The sequence below is a fragment of the Micromonospora sp. NPDC047756 genome, assembly GCF_055587245.1.
In genome coordinates, this window is the sequence record NZ_JBVJGQ010000001.1 from 174,822 (window position 1) to 188,103 (window position 13,282).

Annotated in this window: 9 protein-coding genes; 3 read left to right on the forward strand and 6 right to left on the reverse strand. The window is 72.9% G+C overall.

The genetic code is table 11. The annotated features are described in order from the left end of the window. Positions 1-100: 100 nt before the first annotated feature. From ACZ6NZ_RS00820 to ACZ6NZ_RS00835, 4 genes are all read right to left on the reverse strand, one after another. Positions 101-1,906, reverse strand: coding sequence for an ABC-F family ATP-binding cassette domain-containing protein (locus ACZ6NZ_RS00820; protein ID WP_465854625.1), 1,806 nt, complete (start codon positions 1,904-1,906; stop codon positions 101-103). 120 nt (positions 1,907-2,026) lie between these two features. Next, on the reverse strand, positions 2,027-2,974 hold the full coding sequence (locus ACZ6NZ_RS00825) for a 4-(cytidine 5'-diphospho)-2-C-methyl-D-erythritol kinase (RefSeq protein WP_465854627.1): 948 nt from the start codon (positions 2,972-2,974) through the stop codon (positions 2,027-2,029). 86 nt (positions 2,975-3,060) lie between these two features. Continuing rightward, complete coding sequence (gene rsmA / locus ACZ6NZ_RS00830; RefSeq protein WP_366605263.1) at positions 3,061-3,930, reverse strand: 16S rRNA (adenine(1518)-N(6)/adenine(1519)-N(6))-dimethyltransferase RsmA; 870 nt, start codon at positions 3,928-3,930, stop codon at positions 3,061-3,063. Then, positions 3,924-4,823 (reverse strand): TatD family hydrolase, encoded by a 900-nt coding sequence (locus ACZ6NZ_RS00835; RefSeq protein WP_465854629.1) that lies wholly within the window; start codon positions 4,821-4,823, stop codon positions 3,924-3,926. The genes rsmA and ACZ6NZ_RS00835 overlap by 7 nt, the downstream gene beginning before the upstream one ends. A 129-nt stretch (positions 4,824-4,952) precedes the next feature. Here ACZ6NZ_RS00835 and ACZ6NZ_RS00840 point away from each other — a divergent pair, with 129 nt between their 5' ends. Together ACZ6NZ_RS00840 and ACZ6NZ_RS00845 are read left to right on the forward strand one after the other, a co-directional pair. Continuing rightward, the gene (locus ACZ6NZ_RS00840; RefSeq protein WP_465854631.1) at positions 4,953-6,200 is read left to right on the forward strand and encodes a hypothetical protein; all 1,248 of its coding nucleotides are present in this window, start codon (positions 4,953-4,955) and stop codon (positions 6,198-6,200) included. A 130-nt stretch (positions 6,201-6,330) separates the two neighbouring features. After that, positions 6,331-9,234: an RHS repeat domain-containing protein gene (locus ACZ6NZ_RS00845; RefSeq protein WP_465854633.1), complete on the forward strand. Its 2,904-nt coding sequence runs from the start codon at positions 6,331-6,333 to the stop codon at positions 9,232-9,234. Positions 9,235-9,304: 70 nt separating this feature from the next. Here ACZ6NZ_RS00845 and metG read toward each other — a convergent pair whose 3' ends face one another. Then, entirely contained in the window at positions 9,305-11,107 is a 1,803-nt protein-coding gene (gene metG / locus ACZ6NZ_RS00850) for a methionine--tRNA ligase (protein ID WP_366605270.1), read from the reverse strand. Between the two features lie 149 nt (positions 11,108-11,256). On the opposite strand from metG, the gene ACZ6NZ_RS00855 reads away from it, so the two are divergent. Further along, positions 11,257-12,318, forward strand: a complete 1,062-nt coding sequence (locus tag ACZ6NZ_RS00855; RefSeq protein WP_465854636.1) for a hypothetical protein — start codon at positions 11,257-11,259, stop codon at positions 12,316-12,318. 31 nt (positions 12,319-12,349) lie between these two features. On the opposite strand, the gene rsmI is transcribed toward ACZ6NZ_RS00855, so the two are convergent. After that, on the reverse strand, positions 12,350-13,189 hold the full coding sequence (rsmI, locus tag ACZ6NZ_RS00860) for a 16S rRNA (cytidine(1402)-2'-O)-methyltransferase (RefSeq protein ID WP_465855890.1): 840 nt from the start codon (positions 13,187-13,189) through the stop codon (positions 12,350-12,352). Between the last annotated feature and the right edge of the window lie 93 nt (positions 13,190-13,282).

Consider the following 13,282-nt stretch of genomic DNA (forward strand, 5'->3'; position numbering starts at 1 on the left):
GTCTGTGTCTCCAACGCCGTGGGGTAGGTGTCGCCGACGATTGTCTCGCACGTGGTGGTGTGACGCCGCACACGGGGGCCGGGCCGGCGCGCCCGGCCGGTCAGCTCTCGGGCAGGTCCTCGGCGAGGGTCATCCAGCTCTCCTCGATCCGCTCCCGTTCGGCGCGCAGATCCTTGAGCTGGGTGTCCAACTCGGCGACCCGGGCGTAGTCGGTGGCGTCCGCCGCGAGCTGATCGAGCAGCGTCGTCTCGCGCTGGTCGAGCTTGCTGAGCTGCCGCTCCAGCCGGGTCAGTTCCTTGCGGGCCTGCCGGACCTCGGCGGCGGTCATGCCGCCTGAAGAGGGAGCGCCGGGCGCGGAGGCCGAGGTCGCGCCCGCCCGGGGAGAGCCGGCCCGCTCGGCGGTCCGCGCGAGGTATTCGTCAACACCGCCCGGCAGGTGCACCAGTCGACCGTCGCCGAACATCCCGTACGCCGTGTCGGTGACCCGCTCGATCAGGTAACGGTCGTGGCTGGCCACGATGATCGTGCCGGGCCACGAGTCGAGCAGGTCCTCCAGCGAGGCGAGGGTGTCCGTGTCCAGGTCGTTGGTGGGCTCGTCGAAGAGCAGCACGTTGGGCTCGCCGGCCAGCAGCCGCAGCATCTGCAACCGGCGGCGCTCCCCACCGGAGAGATCACTGACCGGGGTCCAGAGCCGGCGGTCGTCGAAGCCGAACACCTCGGCGAGCTGCGAGGCGGAGACCTCCCGGTCGCCGAGCTGAACCCGGCGGGCGACCTCCTCCACCGCCTCCAGCACCCGCAGGTGTCCGGGCAGCTCGGTGAGCTCCTGGGAGAGGAAGGCGGGCCGCACCGTGGAGCCGGTGCCGAGACGACCGCCGTCGGGGCGGGTGACGCCGGCGAGCATCCGCAGCAGCGTGGTCTTGCCGGCGCCGTTGGCACCGAGGATGGCGATCCGGTCGCCGGGGCCGACGAGCCAGGAGGTGTCGCGCAGGATCTCCTTCGGGCCGGCGTGCAGCTCGACGTTCTCCAGCTCGTACACCTGCTTGCCCAGGCGGGAAACCGCCATCCGCTGCAACGACATGGTGTCGCGCGCCGGCGGCACGTCGGCGATCAACGCGTTCGCGGCGTCGATGCGGAACTGCGGCTTGGAGGTCCGGGCGGGCGGGCCGCGGCGCAGCCAGGCGATCTCCTTGCGGAGCAGGTTCTGCCGGCGGGCCTCGGTGGCGGCGGCCACCCGCTCGCGCTCCGCGCGGGCGAGGGTCCAGGCGGCGAAGCCACCCTCGTAGGCGCGGACGGTCTGGTCGGCGACCTCCCAGGTCGTGGTGCAGACCGCGTCCAGGAACCACCGGTCGTGGGTGACCACGACGAGGGCGCCCTTGCGGCCGACCAGGTGCCGGGCCAGCCAGTCGACCCCGCCGACGTCCAGGTGGTTGGTGGGCTCGTCGAGGATGAGCAGGTCGGAGTCGCGTACGAGCAGCGCGGCGAGCGCCACCCGGCGGCGTTCGCCACCGGACATCGGGCCGACCGGCTGGTCGAGGCCGAGGTGCGCCATGCCGAGGCCGTCGAGGATGGCCCGCACCCCGGAGTCGCCGGCCCACTCGTGCTCGGCGCCCATGCCCTCGGCGAGCCAGGCGGTGCCGAGCACCACGTCCCGGACGGTCGCCTCGGGAGCGAGGGTGAGTTGCTGCGGCAGCCAGAGCACCCGCACGTCACGGCGGTGGGTCACCCGACCGTCGTCGGGCTCCTCCTGCTTGGTGAGCAGCCGCAGCAGGGTGGACTTTCCGGCGCCGTTGAGGCCGACCACGCCGATCCGGTCGGCGTCGTCCAGGCCGAGCGAGACGTCCGTGAGCAGCCGCCCGGCGGCGCCGTACCCCTTGGACACCCGGTCCAGATTGACGATGTTCGCCACGTTCCACCCTTCATGATCAAAGCGCCCCGGTGCCGGCGGGCACCTGGACGCCTCTCCCAAGGGTACGCGGAAGCCTCGAACGCCCGCGCCGCGCGCCGGCAGCTCCGGTGGAACGGGTCGTCAGCCGACGCGGGCCCCGGCTACCGGACCGTGGGCCACCCGCGCCTCCCGGCACACACCTGCGGCGGTCAGCTCAGCGGCGATCCGCTCCGCGTCGGCCGCGGTGGCGGCGAGAAACACGCAGGTCGGGCCGGAGCCGGAGACGATGCCGGTGAGCGCGCCGGCCGCCTCGCCGGCCTTCAGCGTGTCGGCCAGCGCCGGGCGCATGGCCAGCGCGGCGTCCTGGAGGTCGTTGCCGAGCGTACGGGCGAGCACCCTCGGGTCACGCTGGCGCAGCGCGCCCAGCAGCGCGTCGGTGCTGCCCAGCGGGGTGCCGGCGGCACCGGAGTCGCGGAGCCGATCCAGCTCCCGGTAGGCGGCCGGGGTGGAGAGGCCGGCGTCGGCGATCGCCACCACCCAGTGCCAGGAGGTGGCGCGGGCCAGCACGGGGCTGACCGTCTCGCCCCGGCCGGTGCCCAGCGCGGTGCCACCGTAGATCAGGAACGGCACGTCGGAGCCGAGGTCGGCGGCGATGCCCGCCAGCTCGTCGCGGGACAGCCCGGTGCCCCAGAGCGCGTCGCAGGCCACCAGCGTGGCGGCCGCGTCGGCGCTGCCGCCGGCCAACCCACCGGCGAGCGGGATCTGCTTGCGTAGGTGCAACCGGGCGTGCGGCAGCACCCCCGCGTACCCGGCGAGAGCGTGCGCGGCGCGGATCACCAGGTTGGTGTCGTCCAGGGCCAGCTCGCCGGTCCCCTCACCCTCCATGGTCAGGGCGAGGGTGTCACCGCGGCGGGCCGTCAGCTCGTCGTAGATCGAGATCGCGTGGTAGACGGTGTTCAGCTCGTGGTAGCCGTCCCGGCGCAGTGGGCCCACCCCCAGGTGCAGGTTGACCTTCGCGGGCACCCGCACCCGCACCGGGCCGATGGCTCCGCGTCGCTCGTCGTCGTCCGGTCGCCAGGCCTCGGTCACGGGGTGATGTCCCGCACGCGCAGGCGGATGTCGAACGGCTTGGCCACGATCAGCTCCTCAGCGTCCTGGGCGGGCACGGCGTCAGCCTACTTCCCGGCCGGCGTACCGGCCGGAGCCGACGCGGCGATGGCGGCGAACTGCTCGACGGTCAGTGACTCCCCACGGGCACCGGGGTCGACGCCGGCGGCGGTGAGCGCCGCGGCGGCCCGGTCCGCACCACCGGCCCAGCCGGCCAACGCGGCGCGCAGTGTCTTACGCCGCTGCGCGAACGCCGCGTCCACCACGGCGAAGACCCGCTCCCGCGGTACGTCGACGCGGGGCGGCTCGTGGCAGGTGAAGGCGACCAGGCCGGAGTCGACGTTGGGCACCGGCCAGAACACGTTCGGCGGCACCTTGCCGGCGCTCCGGGCCTGGGCGTACCAGGCGAGCTTCACCGACGGGATGCCGTACACCTTGGAACCGGGACCGGCGACGAGCCGGTCGGCGACCTCTTTCTGCACCATCACCAGGCCGTGGCGCAGGGTGGGCAGCACGGCGAGCAGGTGCAGCACGACGGGCACGGCGACGTTGTAGGGCAGGTTCGCCACCAGCGCCGTCGGCGCCGGGTCGGCCAGCTCGGTGGCGGCGACACGCAACGCGTCCGCGCGGTGCACGGTGAGCCGGGCGGCATCGTCCCCGGCGTGCCGGGCGACGGTCTCCGGCAGCGCCCCGGCGAGCACCGGGTCGATCTCCACGGCGTGCACGTGCCCGGCGACCGGCAGCAGCCCCAGGGTCAGCGAGCCGAGCCCGGGGCCCACCTCCAGGGCCACGTCGTCGGGGGTGAGGCCGGCGGCGGTCACGATCCGGCGCACCGTGTTCGGGTCGTGCACGAAGTTCTGGCCCAGCTTCTTGGTGGGCGCGACGCCCAACCGGGCGGCGAGTTCCCGGATCTCCGCCGGACCGAGCAGGCTCACCACGGGCCGAAGGCCCGCTCGCCGGTGGCGGAGATGGCCGCGCACAGCTCGTCCAGGTCGCTGCCGGTGGTCGCGGCGAGCGCGCGGACGGTGAGCGGAATGAGGTACGACGCGTTCGGCCGGCCGCGGTACGGCATCGGGGTGAGGTACGGGGCGTCGGTCTCCACCATCATCTGATCCACCGGGGTGAGCGCGGCGGCCTCGCGTAGCGCCGTCGCGCTGCCGAAGGTGACGGTGCCGGCGAAGCTCAGCAGGTAGCCGCGGCGGACGCACTCGCTGGCGAAGTCGGCGTCGCCGGAGAAGCAGTGCAGCACCACCCGGTCGGGGGCGCCCTCGTCGTCGAGGATGCGCAGCACGTCGGTGTGCGCGTCACGGTCGTGGATGACAAGCGTCTTGTCGTACCGCTTGGCGATGGCGATGTGCGCCCGGAAACTGTGCTCCTGCGCGGCACGCCCCTCGTCGCCGGTCCGGAAGAAGTCCATTCCGGTCTCGCCGATCCCCCGGACCCGGTCGCGGGCGGCGAGTGACTCGATCTCCCGCAACGCCTCGTCGAGGTCGCCGAGCCGGGGTGCCTCGTTGGGGTGCAGCGCCACGGTGGCCAGCACCGCCGGGTACTCGTCGGCGGTGTCCGCGCCCCACCGGGACGAGGCGACGTCCACGCCCACCTGGACCAGCCGGTCCACGCCGACCGTGGTGGCCAACGCGATGGCCACGGCGACCGGGTCGTCGGCCGGCCCGCCGCCGGGCACACCGGCCTCGCTGACCGTGATGTCCAGGTGGGTGTGGCTGTCCAGCACCGCCCGGGGCAACGGCTCGGGGGCGGGCGGAAACTCTCCGGCCCGCCGGGCGGCACGCTCACGGCGGGATTCAGTGGGCTCGCTCATCAGCGACAGCATCACACACCGGGCCTGTCCATCTGCCCGCCACCCGACGTTCACCCCGACTACGCCGCGCGACTCTACGGTCGCTCACGAGCGGACGCGACAGCGTGCGGACCTCATCCCACCGAGCAGCGAGGCGACGGCATGAGCGTCACTCCCCAGGCCGGTGGCAGCGCCGGCGAACGGACCGGACTGAACGTGGCGTTCGGCGGCGGCGTGTACCCGGCGGAGGAGATCGCCCGAGGCGCCGCGTACGAGTTGTTCAGCGCCGACGAGGTGGCCGGCTTCGAGTGGGCGCCCCGCCCGGGAAACGCCCTGCCGTGGCGCCGGTTCGTGCACGTCACCGAGGTGACCGGTGTGCACGGGGCGACGGAGCCGACCGACGAGCCGGAGACGCCGCTGCTGATGCCCGCTCACCGCGAGCGGGGTTGGGCGTACCTGCACCAGCTCAGCCAACAGCCGGCGGCGGCGGGCGACCCGATGTTGACGGCCGCGCGCGCGTCGGCGGTGGTCCGGCGGGGCACCCGGATGGTGAAGGTGCTCTCGGCTCAGCAGGTCGCCGGCTACGTACGGGGCTGGCTGCCGCACGGCTTCTGCTACCGGGAGCACGACGTGGCGCACCTGCGTACGCCGGCGACGACGACGGTGCTGCGGACCGACGGTGACGCCGGCCGGGACGGCTCGGACGTGGCGTACGCCCTGCGCTGGCGCGCGTCCGACCCGGGCGACTACGACGTGCCGGCGGGCCCGGCACACCGCGGCCTGACCGCGCTGGCCGCCCGGGACCGGCTCGGCGCCCCGGTGCTCGGCACCGGCTTCGTGCCCAGCAACGGTCAGCTCATCCCGGAGTTCGTCACCCGGGACTTCGCCGACCTGCCGATGCCGGCGAACGCCGCCCTGATCGCGTACCCGGCGGAGGGGGTGGAGGTGGTGCTCTACACCTACCAGGCCGAGCAGCGCGGGTGGCTGCGGATGGTGGGCCCGCAGTGGCGGCACCTGCTGGCCGCGGTGCCGGGGCTCTCCCCGGACCAGGAGTACGTGCCGAACGCCGACGCCCCCCGCTCGACCCAGCTGGTCGGCACGTACGGCGACAGCGAGTACGAGGCGGTCGCCGACCTGCCCGGTGGGTTCCGGGTGCTGGCGATGACCCGGGCGGCCCGCTACCCGGTCGACGCGGTGGCCCGCCGGCTCCGGTTCGCCCAGTGGCGGGGGGTGCCGTGCCTGGTGCTGCGAGAGGAGGCCGGCTGGCTGCGGCTGCGCCTGCGCTACCCGAACCCGGACAGCGTGGTCACGACCGGCGCACAGTGCCAGGAACGCGGCGTCTACGAGGCCTGGGCGCCGGGCGCCGAGGTGACCGACGACCAGGTGATGGACACCCGGTACCTGATGTGACGACTCCCCCTCCCGGGTCGGGAGAGCGAGCCGTTCGGTCTGGAAACGGGACACCACGACACTTAGATGATCATTAGGGTCGGGGCTTCCGGCGTGCTGCGCGCCGGCGTCTCTCCGGAGGTTTCCCATAGTGTTTCGTCGAAGGCTGTCAGCCGCCGCCGTGGTGGTGGCCGTCGCTGCCGGCGCGCTCGTCGCGCCCAGCCCAGCGCTCGCCTACACCAACACCCAGATCCCGGCGTCGAGCTGGGCCCACACCGATTCCGCCACGCCCACTCGCGCCACCGTCAACGCCCAGACCGACGCGCCCATCGGGCGCTGGCTGGACGCCGAGGGGAAAGCCCACACCTCCCGCTTCTACTTCTCCATCAGCCTGGCCGAGCTGGCCGGTAGGCAGCTGTCCGACGCGGACCTGATCGTGCGGGAGAGGAAGGTCACCGACTGCGGCAAGGCGACCTCGGTCGAGTTGTGGCGTACCGCCGGGTTTGCCAACACCAACTCCTGGAAGAAGCCTCCGGCCGAGCAGGAGAAGCTTGCGACGATGAGCGCCGGCGGCGCCGGAGCCGAGTGTCCCGGTCCGCTCGTCCAGGACCTCACCGGCACCGTCCAGGCCGCCCTCGCGCGGGGGGAGACGCGGCTGCACCTGGAGCTTCGGCTGAACGCGGAAGCCGAGCGGGACGAGCGTCAGGGCCGCTGGCTGTACTACCGGCCCACGCTCAGCGTGCAGCACAACGGGCTGCCGACCATCGGCGACCTCTCCCTCTACCCGAACAAGGGCTGCGGTGACGCCACCCACCCGGTCACCGTCGGAGGCGGCTGGATCACGTTCTCGGCGAAGGCCACCGACCCGGACCCCAACGACTGGGCCGACGTCTACTTCGCGGCCTGGCCGGTGGACCACCCGGACCAGCGCCGCGAGCGGGGCGGCAGCAGCTACGGCGGCGGCCAGGAGCACCGGACCGAGTGGGAGATGTCGAGCTATTCGCACGGCACCGTCCTGGCCTGGACGGCGCGGGCGACGGACGGGGACGGCGACTCCGGGTGGGCTCCCCTCTGCTACGTGCGGGTGGACGGGCAGGCCCCCGCCGTGGCTCCGCAGGTGAGCTCCGCCGAATACCCCGCCAACGGGGCTCCGGGTTCGGGAGGCGTCGGCGTGCCGGGCACGTTCCGCTTCGACGCGGGCGGCGACACCGACGTGACCCGCTACCGCTACGACGACCCCAACCAGGGGACGACCGTCGTGGTCAACGCACCGGCACCGGGCGCCGCCGCAACCTTCAGCTGGACGCCCCAGCGCAGCGGACCGATGACCATGCGCGTGCGGTCGCTGGACGCCGTGGGCAACGCCTCCCCGCCCCGCGAGTACGAGTTCTGGGTACGGCACACCGAGCCCAGCGTGCAGGTCGACGTGGCCGGCACCCATCTGCCCAGCACGCTCACCATGCGCTCCCCCGTCGCCGAGGTGACCTCCTTCGGCTACCGGATCGACAGCGGCGAGGAGGTGCGGGTGCCGGCGGCGGAGGCTGCGTCGACGGCCACTGTCACCTTCACCGAATCCCGCCTGTACCAGCTCGTGGTCTCGGCCTACATCGGTGACACGCTCTCCGGCTCACGGCACCAGTCGGTGTCCGTCAACGACGCGCCGAAGATCGAGTCCGCGGACTTCGCCTGGAATCACAACGGCGTCGTCGGCGTGGGGGGAACGTTCACCTTCCGACCCCGCACCACCGACGTGGTGGCATACCGCTACGCGTTCGAATACGACGAGGAAACGCGAATTGCCGCGGCGGCGGACGGGACGGCGTCGCTGGCGTGGACCCCGCAGGCGCCCGACTACTACCAGCTCCACGTCCGTTCCGAGCGCGCCGACGGAACGATCTCGCAGGACACGAGGTACGAGTTCTCGGTGGTCGACAACAAGCCCACCGTCTACTCCTCGGATATCGACTCCTCGCCGCGTCGGGACGGCCTCGGGCTCCCGATGTCGTTCCATCTCAGCACGTCGATGCCCGACGTGGCGGAGTTCGTCTACCAGTTCGACGGCGAGGCCGAGCGGACGGTGCCGGCGGAGTACGGGTCGGCCCGCGTGACCTGGACCCCGGATCGGGCCGGTGACCGCGAGGTGACGGTCCGGTCCCGGTACACCTCCGGCGAGCTGTCTCCCCCGGCGGTGTGGCCGTTCGCGGTCTGGACCGGGCCGGTCGTCCGTTCGGCCGCCTATGACTCGGGCAGCTCCGACGGGCGGGTGGGCAAGGAGGCCACGTTCACCTTCCAGCCGGCCCTGCCCGGTGTGGTGCGGTACAGCTACCAGCTGAACTGGGGTCAGGAGCGAACCGTCGACGCTGGCGCTGACGGCACGGCCAGCGTGACGTACACCCCGAGCGAATCCGGCTACCAGACGATCGAGGTCACCAGCCACGGCGCGGACGGCACCAGGTCGCAGACCCGGACGTACGAGTTCTCGGTGAAGAGCGACCGGGTGGGCGTGGCCGGTTACTACAGCGACTGGGGCGTCACCGGTGGCATCGGTGTGCCGGGTTCGATGACGTTCTGGACCGACCTGTTCCCGGACGTCGCCGAGTACCGGTACCGACTCAACGACGGCCCCGAGCAGACGGTGGCCGCGGACCCGGACGGCACCGGCACCGGCTTCCTCCTCACCCCGGACCGCAACGGCGCGAACACCCTGTCGGTCCGTCAGCTGCTGCGCGGCGGGGAGCTGTCCCCGGCGACCGAATACCGCTTCAGGGTTGGCACCGCGCCACTGGTCACCTCGGCGGAGTACCCGGCCGGGCAGTGGAGCGGTGGCGCCGGTCAGGCCGGTAACTTCACCTTCAGCGGAGGCACCACCGGCATCGTCGAGTTCGAGTACCAGGTCGGTGAGGACGACGCCCGGGTCGTCCCGGCCGTCGACGGCGCGGCCACGGTCAGCTGGACTCCGCCTTACTGGACCAGCTACACGATGACGGTGCGGGGCCGACTGGCCAACGGCACGTGGACCGACAGTTCGTCCTACAACATCCTCGTGCAGCCGTAACACGGCCCACCCGTACGAAACCGCGGCCCCGGGGTTCACCCGGGGCCGCGGTCCGTTCAGGGCAGGGTGTTCAGTCGGCGAGCCGGGCCAGTTCCTCGTCGACGATCGACGGGTCGAGCTTGCGGAACACCGGCTTCGGCGCGGCCAGCGGTCGGCCCGCCTCGATCGACACCGACTCCCAGCGCGCGCCGACGGTGTAGTCCCCGGTGAGCACCGGGTACGCCGGGCCGCCGTCCAGGTCGTCGACCTGCTCGATCACCGGCATCGGCGCGTGCACGCCGGTGCCCCCGAGCAGCTCGTGCACCTGCTGGGCGGAGTGCGGCAGGAACGGGGTGAGCAGGGTGTTGGCATCGCTGATCACCTGAAGCGCGACGTGCAGGATGGTGCCCATCCGGGGCTTGTCCGCCTCGTCCTTGAGCTTCCAGGGCGCCTGCTCGGAGAGGTACCTGTTCGCCTCGGCGACCACCTTCATGGCCTCACCGATCGCCTGCTTCTGCCGGTGCCGGCCGATCAGGTCGCCGACCGTGTCGAACCCGGCCCGCGCGACGGCGAGCAGCGCCTCGTCGGCCTCGGTGAGCCCGGCCGGGTCGACCGGCGGGATCGTCCCGAAGTTCTTCGCGGCCATCGAGACGCACCGGTTGACCAGGTTGCCCCAACCGGCGACCAACTCGTCGTTGTTGCGGCGCAGGAACTCGGCCCAGGTGAAGTCGGTGTCGTTGCTCTCCGGGCCGGCGGCGGCGATGAAGTAGCGCAGCGCGTCGGCGTCGTAGCGCTCCAGGAAGTCGCGAACGTAGATGACCACCTTGCGGGACGAGGAGAACTTGCGCCCCTCCATGGTCAGGTACTCGCTGGAGACCACCTCGGTGGGCAGGTTGAGCCGACCCAGCTCGCCCGGCTCACCGTCGCGGGAGCCCTCCCCGGAGTAGCCGGAGAGCAGCGCCGGCCAGATCACCGAGTGGAAGACGATGTTGTCCTTGCCCATGAAGTAGTAGGACCGGGCGTCCTTGCCCGCGCCGTCGGCGGACCAGTACTTCCGCCACGCGTCCGGGTCGCCGGAGCGACGGGCCCACTCAATCGAGGCGGACAGGTAGCCGATCACCGCGTCGAACCACACGTAGATCCGCTTGTCCGACCGGTCGCGCCAGCCGTCGAGCGGAATCGGTACGCCCCACTCCAGGTCACGGGTGATCGCCCGGGGCTGGAGGTCGTCGAGCAGGTTGCGGGAGAACCGCAGCACGTTGGGCCGCCACCCCTCGCGGGTGTCCAGCCACTGCCGCAGCACCTCGGCCAGGGCCGGCAGGTCCAGGAAGAAGTGCTCGGTCTCGACGAACTTCGGAGTCTCCCCGTTGATCCGCGACTTCGGGTTGATCAGGTCGATCGGGTCGAGTTGGTTGCCGCAGTTGTCGCACTGGTCACCGCGGGCGCTGTCGTACCCGCAGATCGGGCAGGTGCCCTCGATGTAGCGGTCGGGCAGGGTGCGTCCGGTGGACGGGGAGATCGCGCCCATGGTGGTCTTCGGCACGATGTAGCCGTTGCGGTACATCCCCTCGAACAACTCCTGCACCACCGCGTAGTGGTTGCGGGTGGTGGTGCGGGTGAACAGGTCGTACGAGAGACCGAGGCCGTGCAGGTCCTCGACGATCACCCTGTTGTACCGGTCGGCCAGTTCGCGCGGGGTGACCCCGTCGGCGTCGGCCTGCACCTGGATCGGGGTGCCGTGCTCGTCGGTGCCGGAGACCATGAGCACGTCGTGGCCGGCCATCCGCATGTACCGGGCGAAGACGTCGGAGGGAACGCCGAAACCGGAGACGTGGCCGATGTGGCGGGGGCCGTTGGCGTACGGCCAGGCCACTGCCGCGAGAACGTGACTCATGAGCAGTGAGCCTAGTGACCTGTCCGGGGCGTTCGCGAACCAATAGGGGGTGCCCGACCGGCGGACCGGGCCGGCAACCTCGCCCGTTGGTCCGATTTGTCGTCGACACGCGGCTCACCTGCCCGTTTCACCTCCTGGCGCGGTGTGCAATGAACGTCGTGACGGGCAGAGGAGCGGCGCGGGACCACGAGGACCGTCCCACCGGGTCGGCGGTCGGCGACGACCCGGGGCCCGGGCCCGCCGCGTCCCGGGTCGCCGGGGTCGCGCCGCAGCCCCGGTTCGAGTCCAGCGCCGAGCCGGGTGCGCAGCGGCCCACCCCGGCGGGGAGGTCCGCGGCCCCGGCCCGCCCCGCACCGGCGGCGCCGCCACCCACACCGACTCGTCCGACCCCGGGGGCACCCGTACCCAGCCCGGCCCGGCCCGGCTCGTCGGGCCCGCCGGCCGACTCGGCACCGGCCGGCGCGGAGCCGATCGAGGTGGAGCCGACGACCGGGGCGCCGGTGGACGCGGTGCCGCGTCGGGTGCCGGTCCGGCAGCAGGGCCGCCGGCAGCGCGACCATGGGCCCGACGGCGACCCGCCGGAGGACGACGGTGGCGCCTTCTGGGCGCCGATCGAGCAGGTGCACTGGGACGGCACCCCGGTTCGCACGGACGCGGCACCGGCGCGGTTCCGGGGCTTCCGACTGGCGCGGCGTCGGCCGCCGCACCGCACGCCCCTGCCGCCGGACCCGCTGCCCGGGCTCGCCGCGCTGGTGCTGCTGAGCCTGGTCGCGGCCTTCTTCGCCTGGGTCAGCGCCGGCCCGTTCTGGCTCGCGGTCGGGCACGCCCGGACCGGCACCGTGGTGATCGACAACTGCTCCGGCGACGGGCTCACCCTGCGCTGCCGGGGGACGTTCACGGCCGAGGACGGCCGGTTCATCAGCCATGGTGTCCGGGTCACCGGCGTGCCCGTCGGGGGGAGCACGGCCGGCACCGCGCTGTCGGCACGGATGACCGGCCCGGACAGCGGTACCGCGTACGCGGACGTCGGCGCGGGCCGGCACCTGCGGTGGCTGCCCGGTCTGCTGGTGGTGCTGGCCTGCGCCGCCGGGATCGTCCGGTGGACCGGGTCGGCCCGGCTGCCCGGTCGCCGGCACCGCCGCTGGGCCGTGGCCGCCGCCGTAGCCGGCCCCACACTGATCACCGTCGGGTTCCTGGTCGCCGCGTGGTGACCCGGTCGTCCAGCGAGCCGGACCACCTCGATCAGCTGTGCACGATCGTGTAGACGTCGCGGCGGCGCAGCGCGTACTCGGTGGCGACATCGGTGATGGCGTCCCGGCGAGACCGGCCGGCGGCCTCCCGCTCGGCGACGGCGGCGCGGAGGGTGTCGTCGTCCGGGCGTTCGGCCGCGGTCACCGGGGCTCCGGCCACCACCAGGGTGATCTCTCCACGCGGGTCCCCCTCGGTGGCCCACGTGGCCAGCTCGCCGAGGGGGCGGCGGAGCACCTCCTCGTAGGTCTTGGTGAGTTCGCGGCAGAGCGCGGCCGGCCGGTCCGCCCCGAACGTGTCGGCCAGGTCGGTGAGCGTCGCCGCGATCCGGTGCGGGGCCTCGAAGAAGACCAGGGTGCGCTCCTCGGCGGCGAGGGCCCGCAACCGGGACCGACGGCCACCGGGGGAACGCGGCAGGAAGCCCTCGAAGCAGAACCTGTCGCAGGGCAGCCCGGAGACGGCCAGCGCGGTGGTGACCGCGCTCGGCCCGGGGGCGACGGTGACCGGCGCGCCGACGTCCAACGTGGCACGGACGAGCCGGTAGCCGGGGTCGGAGACGCTGGGCATCCCGCCGTCGGTGACCAGCGCCACCACGTACCCGCCGAGGATGGCCTCGACCAGCTCGGGGGTGCGCCGCTCCTCGTTGCCCTCGAAGTAGGAGACGATCCGACCGCCGACGGTGAGGTCGAGATCGCGGGCCAGCCGGGTGAGCCGTCGGGTGTCCTCGGCGGCGACCACGTCGGCGCTGATCAGCACCTCCCGGAGTCGGGCCGAGGCGTCGGCGGGGTTGCCGAGCGGGGCACCGAGCAGAATCAGGCGCCCAACTTCGGACATTTCACCCACGAATTCGTCTCCTTCACTGCTGGGAATACCGGTATCAGGGACGACGGACGCCACCGGACACCTTGGCAGCCTACGATCGCCGGG

Coding starts and splice junctions, on each gene's coding strand:
- ACZ6NZ_RS00835 (WP_465854629.1), bottom strand. CDS start 4,823: ATGCTGTCGCTGATGAGCGAGCCCACTGAATCCCGCCGTGAGCGTGCC.
- ACZ6NZ_RS00840 (WP_465854631.1), top strand. CDS start 4,953: ATGAGCGTCACTCCCCAGGCCGGTGGCAGCGCCGGCGAACGGACCGGA.
- metG (WP_366605270.1), bottom strand. CDS start 11,107: ATGAGTCACGTTCTCGCGGCAGTGGCCTGGCCGTACGCCAACGGCCCC.
- ACZ6NZ_RS00855 (WP_465854636.1), top strand. CDS start 11,257: ATGAACGTCGTGACGGGCAGAGGAGCGGCGCGGGACCACGAGGACCGT.
- rsmI (WP_465855890.1), bottom strand. CDS start 13,189: ATGTCCGAAGTTGGGCGCCTGATTCTGCTCGGTGCCCCGCTCGGCAAC.